Origin of the sequence: Bacillus sp. ISL-55 (assembly GCF_018613155.1) — a bacterium.
Classification (GTDB): Bacteria; Bacillota; Bacilli; order Bacillales; family Cytobacillaceae; genus Mesobacillus.
The window spans coordinates 1-6,889 of sequence record NZ_JAGGQU010000065.1; the positions used below are offsets into that span (position 1 = coordinate 1).

The 6,889-nt window shown below is 40.5% G+C and carries 5 protein-coding genes; 1 reads left to right on the forward strand and 4 read right to left on the reverse strand.

Annotated elements, in window-relative coordinates; translation table 11 throughout:
* Positions 1-517: 517 nt before the first annotated feature.
* The 4 genes from pepF to mecA all read right to left on the reverse strand — a co-directional run bounded on the left by pepF (position 518) and on the right by mecA (position 6,191).
* On the reverse strand, positions 518-2,335 hold the full coding sequence (pepF, locus tag J7E32_RS22355) for an oligoendopeptidase F (RefSeq protein WP_214911775.1): 1,818 nt from the start codon (positions 2,333-2,335) through the stop codon (positions 518-520).
* A gap of 140 nt (positions 2,336-2,475) precedes the next feature.
* Entirely contained in the window at positions 2,476-3,690 is a 1,215-nt protein-coding gene (locus tag J7E32_RS22360; protein ID WP_214911776.1) for a competence protein CoiA, read from the reverse strand.
* Positions 3,691-3,806: 116 nt separating this feature from the next.
* Positions 3,807-5,318, reverse strand: a complete 1,512-nt coding sequence (gene cls / locus J7E32_RS22365) for a cardiolipin synthase (RefSeq protein WP_214911777.1) — start codon at positions 5,316-5,318, stop codon at positions 3,807-3,809.
* Positions 5,319-5,519: 201 nt separating this feature from the next.
* On the reverse strand, positions 5,520-6,191 hold the full coding sequence (gene mecA / locus J7E32_RS22370; protein WP_214911778.1) for an adaptor protein MecA: 672 nt from the start codon (positions 6,189-6,191) through the stop codon (positions 5,520-5,522).
* A 500-nt stretch (positions 6,192-6,691) separates the two neighbouring features.
* On the opposite strand from mecA, the gene J7E32_RS22375 reads away from it, so the two are divergent.
* Positions 6,692-6,889: hypothetical protein (locus J7E32_RS22375; RefSeq protein WP_214911779.1), on the forward strand; the 198-nt coding region annotated here is incomplete at its 3' end.

The window sequence follows — 6,889 nt, forward strand, 5'->3', positions numbered from 1 at the left end:
ACATGCAGTTATCCACACCTAAATATAATTTCCTTAACAAAGAAAAAGGCCTTGCAGCTCTCCAACTGCAAGGCCTTTTCTCTATTTTATACGAACAAAGGGGATGGGAGAAATTTTTCACGGTCAAACAAAGGGGTAAATGTTTGCTTGTGATCAACTTCACGCCATAAATATATCATATCCATGCTCCATATCACAATAACCTTGTGTGTTATTTCACAATATTGTCAAATCCATTCATGAATGCCTGGACCGCAGCATATAAATGAACTATAAAGCGATCCGGAGTGATTCAATTGGATAAAATAGGTCTTTCCCTTATTGCACTGTTCATAGTTTTTTCATTTATCCTTCATATTTTAGGATTAATGCATCTCCTTCCCTTGTATCTAACATCCCCTATCCTATTTATTGCCCTATTTATTTTACTGATATATTTAAATAACCGAAAAAAATTCAAAGGATTCTAAATTTCAACCTAAAAACCGGCCGCAGATTTGCGGCCGGTTTGACTTTTTTATGAAAGCAATGCTTCCATTTCGTTGAGTTTTTCTTCGAAGACCTTCAATGCTTCCTCGATTGGTTTAGAACTTGTCATATCGACGCCTGCTTTTTTCAATACTTCGATAGGGTAATCTGAGCTGCCTGATTTCAAGAAATCGATATAACGCTCAACAGCAGGCTGCCCTTCTTCAAGGATTTGTTTGCTCAGCGCTGTTGCCGCACTGAAGCCAGTCGCATACTGGTATACATAATAATTGTAGTAGAAATGCGGGATTCTTGACCATTCAAGACCGATTTCTTCATCGATCATGATGTCTTCTTCACCGAAATACTTTTTGTTCAGCTCGTAGTAATCCTTTGTCAATGAATCGGCTGTTAACGCCTCGTTATTTTGAGCCTTTTGGTGAATCATATGTTCAAATTCAGCGAACATAGTCTGTCTGAATACTGTTCCTCTGAAGCCTTCAAGGTAATGATTCAAAAGATACAGTCGCTTCTGCTCATCATCAATTGTTTTTAACATATAGTCATTCAACAACGCTTCATTGCAAGTAGATGCCACTTCAGCAACGAATATAGAGTAGTTACCGTAAGGATATGGCTGTGTCTTCCTGGTGTAGTAGCTGTGCACGGAATGACCGAACTCGTGAGCCAGCGTAAACAAGTTATTAACATTGTCCTGCCAGTTCATCAGGATATACGGATTAGTGCCATACGCCCCTGAAGAATAAGCTCCGCTGCGTTTTCCTTTATTCTCATAAACATCCACCCAGCGATTTTCAAATCCTTCTTTCAGGATATTGTTATATTCATCCCCAAGAGGCGCTAAACCTTTTAGGACATATTCCTTTGCTTCACCATAAGGAATCTCCATTTTCACATCCTTAACAAGCGGTGTATAAAGGTCATACATATGAAGCTTATCCAGACCCAATACCTTTTTGCGAAGCTTGACATATCTGTGCAGCAGATGCAGGTTGTCATTTACCGTATTTACAAGGTTTTCATAGACGCTCTCGGGAATATTGTTGGCTGCTAGCGCAGCATGCCTAGCAGAGTCATATTTTCTGATCCTTGCGTTGAAATTATCCTTTTTGATATTTCCGCTCAATGTACTGGAAAAGGTATTTTTAAAGCTGCCATATGTTTTGTACACAGCTTTGAAAGCATCTTCCCGAACCCTGCGATCTTCGCTTTCAAGGAAACGGATGTAGCGGCCATGCGTGATTTCCACTTCTTCTCGGTTCTCGTCCTTAATTGAAGGGAATTCTAAATCAGCGTTGTTCAGCATTCCGAATGTATTAGAAGATGAACTCATCACCTCTGAAGCTTGAGCAAGAAGCGCTTCCTCTTCAGCGGATAGAACATGCGGACGCTGAAGATTGATTTCCTCCAATGCATGCTCATAAAGCTTCAACTCTTCTTTTTCATTCAGGAAGCCTTTGATTTTCTCTTCATCAGCAGCCAGGATTTCCGGCACGATGAAGGCAAGTGCGCTTGCTGCTTGAGAATACAGATTCTTGATGCGGTCATCAAGCCCCTGATAAAAGGAATTTGTAGTATCCTGATCATAGCGCATGTGCGCGTATGTATAAAGTCGCCCTAAACGCTCAAGCAATTTATCCTGCAACTGAAGTGCACTATAAAGCTGTTCAGCACTTTCACCAAGCTTGCCCTGATACTCCTGAACAGAAGGAATCAATCCTTTAACCTCATTAAATTCTTTTTCCCAGTGCTCATCAACCGCAAAAATATCTTCAAGTCTCCACGTGTTTTCTGCGGAAACCTCGTCCCTTGCTGGTAATTTCTTTACTGCAGATTCGTTTGTCATATAGATCCTCCTTACAACATTTCGGAATTCGAAAAGCTTTTCTAGTAACATATATTCGCTAATGCTTTCTTATTTCCTTCAATAAAATTAAATAAAAGTTTATATTCTAACTACCCTATTTTACGCAGTTATATCACTTTTCATGTTAGTGGGAATATTGATTGATTAATTTCATTTTTGTACTTGGTAAAAAATTCGGCTTCTTCATGGATTTGTTCGTCAATTGAATCTGGAATACTGATTTCCCGGAGAACTCTCACAGTACCTGAGTTAATTTTTTCTAAATATGTAATCTTTGTTAGTAGAAATACATATTCTGCAAGAGCGTACCTATGGTCCCTTTCCTCAGCAACAGGCAGAGTCCGAAGTTTGATTTCTTTCCTTCTTAATCGCCTATCAAAGGCTTCCCTGATTTTCGCATACATTATTATGTCCCCCTTCTGATAATGACGGAATACATCGAGGAATAAGAATGTCTGCCATATGAGTGGAGGTGTTTCAATATAGGGACTCGATCGGACAGGAAGGCCAATTTCGGATGGAAGTGTAAGAAGGCTAAGGTGATTGCGATAGAGTTCTTTCAGAAATGGATTTTGCCATGAACCTGGAGAAGTTAAGTAGCGGGATTTCAGTTTTTGATTTTCTGCTTGCCAAGTTTTCAAGAAGGGGAATGACTTTTCAATTGGGTTCACTAGCTCCTCTGCTGAATACTGCTTAAGTGAGTTCACTATTAGATTTGTAATTGACCTTTTGGAGGTGATGGGAATGGCTCCATTCAGATTGATGAATTGCCCTGAAATCGGACAAAAAGCCGGGATATTCCAGGAATGCCTTGTTTGCCTGGTGAAGAGATAGAGGAAGTTATTGATTGATGCAACATAATTTTTCTTGCGTTTGACCAATGTCTCTGCTGCAACCCAAATTGGAATTACACCATTTTGCAAATAAGTTTTTGTCCTTTTTTCAAAAATCTCTGCAGGTATAACTGAACATTGGAATTCAATCGCATATTTTTGGTTTTTCAACTCGAAAGCAATGTCTGGTTTTTGCTTCATTTGTTGGTCAAAATGTTCAAGTTCAGCATTGATTCCTTGCTTTTTCAGCCAATTGAAGAGCTGAAGTTTTCCAGAAAGATGATATTCGGATTCACGATCATACTCATATTGGCAGCTGCCTCCCACTAAATGGGAAAAGTGCCAAATCTTCTTGCTCCCCAGTTTCATAACCACCTCTTCACCACATTCCGGACAGTGGAACTTGTCCCTCGATCTGATAGCTATTAATTCACTTTTCTCCCACCTTTCCCCCAGGGATAATCTTTTACCATCGCTTTTATTCGCAACCAGCAAATTCAATGCGCCTCCTTTCATTATGAAATATTCGAGTCGATAGAGTTAATCCCTTTTTTAATATATAATGGTTTAAAAAATGTTCACAAATAAAAAAACAACCCGGATCTGCATCCGGGCATCTAAAGCATCGGCGACAACAGTCTCGAAGTAGATTCGAGAAGTCTGTAGCCTATGTGGCGTTTGCTGAAATCCTCCATGATAATTTCGGTTGAGTCAAGTACATCGTTTTCATATTCTTTAACAAGTTTCGCAGTGCTGCTAGTTTTATAAAGGAAGGCGTTGACTTCGAAATTTAAGTGGAAGCTTCTCATGTCCATATTGGATGTACCGATGGAAGCAAGCTCACCATCAACGATGACGATTTTGCTGTGCATGAAGCCCTTTTCGTATTCATAAATCTTTGCACCCGCTTCAAGCAGTTCGGGAAAATATGACCTCGAAGCAAAGAACACGATTTTTTTATCTGGCCGCTTTGGCACAAGGAGCCTTACATCCAGCCCACTTAGTGCCGCAACTTTTATTGCGCTGAAAATGTCTTCATCAGGGATGAAATATGGCGACGCAATCCAAACAGATTTATCAGCTGAGGATATCATTGAAAAAAAGATATTTTTGATGACACTCCATTCATTGTCAGGTCCTCCGGCAATCATTTGAACGCCACCATGAGTATTAGCCTGCAGGGCTGGCGAGAGATAATCCGACGTCAAAAAGCTTTTGTTCGTCATGTAATACCAATCTTGCAGGAAGATCAGCTGCAGGCTGCGAACAGCTTCTCCTTTTGCCATTAGATGAGTGTCACGCCAGAAACCGAAACCCTTGTCTCTGCCAAGATACTCATCGCCTATATTCAGGCCGCCAACAAAGCCGACGTTCCCATCAATGACAATGATTTTCCTGTGGTTCCTGAAATTGAATTTACTATTCAGGAACGGCAGGCGGACAGGACCAAATTCAACTACTTCTACTCCAGCTTCACTCAAGTCGGAAATATACTCTTTCGAGAGCTTCCAAGATCCAACTGAATCAAATAGGAACCTGACCTTTACACCTTTTCTTGCTTTGCTGATCAAAACTTCCTTAATTTCATCACCGATTTTATCATGCCGGACAATGTAATATTCCATATGAATATGGTGTGTAGCCTTTTTTAGTTCTTCAAGGATATGGCTAAATGTCTCATCACCATTTGTCAGCACCTTTGTGGAGGTAGCAAAGGAGATCGGGCTGTTCCCGAGCTTCTGGGCAAGGGTAAACAAGCGCCGATGGTCCTCTTCCATATCAAGCATCCTCGCCTTATTGACCCTTTCCGAGTCCCCTTCGATTTTAGAAAAAGCTTTTTTATCGAGGAAGTATTTGCGCCGGAACATCTTTTCCTTACGTTTATTCCTGCCGAATAAAAGATAAAAAATAAAACCAACAACCGGGAAGCCGCCAAGCACGACAATCCAGGTCAAAGTCTGGGCCGGATGACGATTCTCAAGGAATATCACAAAGCTGATGAAGATGACAGTAAGTGACATAAATATACTGATATATCCAAGATAAACTGCATCAAGTTTTTCATAAAACAAATAATAAATGCCAGCTAGAATTAATAAAAAAGTTAAGATACGCACTGTGTTTTTCATTGTTACCACCTGTTTTCTCTCTCTGAATTATTCCTGCAGCCGAAAATACAGAAATAGGAACCTTAGATATATATACGTTTCTATTAAGTGAAGAGATTCATACAAATTATATCAAAAAAAGCGCAAACAGCACGTTCAAGCCCGACATGAGGCTCGTGGCGGATTAAAAAAGCCGATTTCATCTCTGAAATCGGCCGGCAATCATGAAAAATGCTTTCTTATGACACTAAACACGTCTTCTTCGATAATCTTGTTACCATACTCATCGAGACGGTGAATCGTAACTGTCGACTCCTGCCCATACTCTAGAAGAACGCTTAGGATATTGTCAATTTCTTCTTCATCCTCAAAATCCTGCTCAGGAAACTCAATATATAAATAATACTTGTCATCATAGCTGTACAAGCTTGTTTTGACTGTGTCTATTCCCGGCCTTTTTGAGAGTGAGATGACGTCTTCAAAATCCTTGAAGTACAGCAGGAATTCTAAATCATCTTCGAAGGCAGGATCAGCATCATCAATTCCCTTTGGATTGAATTGGTGGTCTAGCAACTCTTCAATCCGTTCATCGACTGGCAAATCCTTCAGTTTATCGTTTGGAAGCGGCAGTTCAAATTTAGGACCGTCCTTCGATAGCTGTGCCTTTGTCACTAAAACCTCAAGACCTTTTTCAAGGGCCTGAACCTGAATCCATAAAGGACCTTCTACTGTAAACTCTTCCTCGGCATGGACTTCATCCATCATCTCCCAGAAAAGCTCTTCGCTGCGGTCACGGTTATACCAGATTTCCTCCCGGTCAAATCCGCGCTCTTCAATGTCCATATATGAAATGTAGAACTTAACTGTATTCTCATTAATACGTTCGATTTCCATTCGCTTTCTCTCCCTTCCAGGCAAAGATTTGAAGGGACTAAATACCCCCAAAAAAGCAGTTGGTCTTTATCATTTACCCTTAATAAATAAGCCTAAATCACCTTGATTTACAAAGGGACTGTGTAAAAAGAAATAAACGATCTTGTACTTTTATTTTATGTTATATTAAGCCATTTTGAAAACAAAATATACACCCATTTTTAAATAAAAAGCTCAAGGATGATCCAGTCTGAAAGCAGAGTAACTGTTGTACATGTTGTAAGGGGCACACAAATGTGCTGCCTTGATCGCAGTATTCTCGTACCTTCTGCTACAATCAACCAAGTTACCCCTGAATGATCGATCTTTAACATTTTACGGTATTCTTTAAATATTAGCAGAAAAGCCGCAAAAGTTCAATTTGTCTGCACGGCCAGGAGAACATTTGAAAGGGTCCTTTCATGAAGAACAAAAAGCGCAAGCGCCTCGTTCAGCCCCGACAAGCGCTGGAGGGCCGCCCAATGAAGTCGTTCTTTGACTTCAATGGGCGGATCGAAATAGAAATGTATAGCCGACTGTCCAGAAACGCAGAAACTGGAGACTTCGACAAAGAAGCGCTTTTTGCTTCTGCCGGCGGAGTTGAAGTTTCGGAGTTTCTAGGAGGCGACACTAGACAAGCGACTCGAGGGGCTAGGCGCTGGAGCTGGACAATTCTCAAA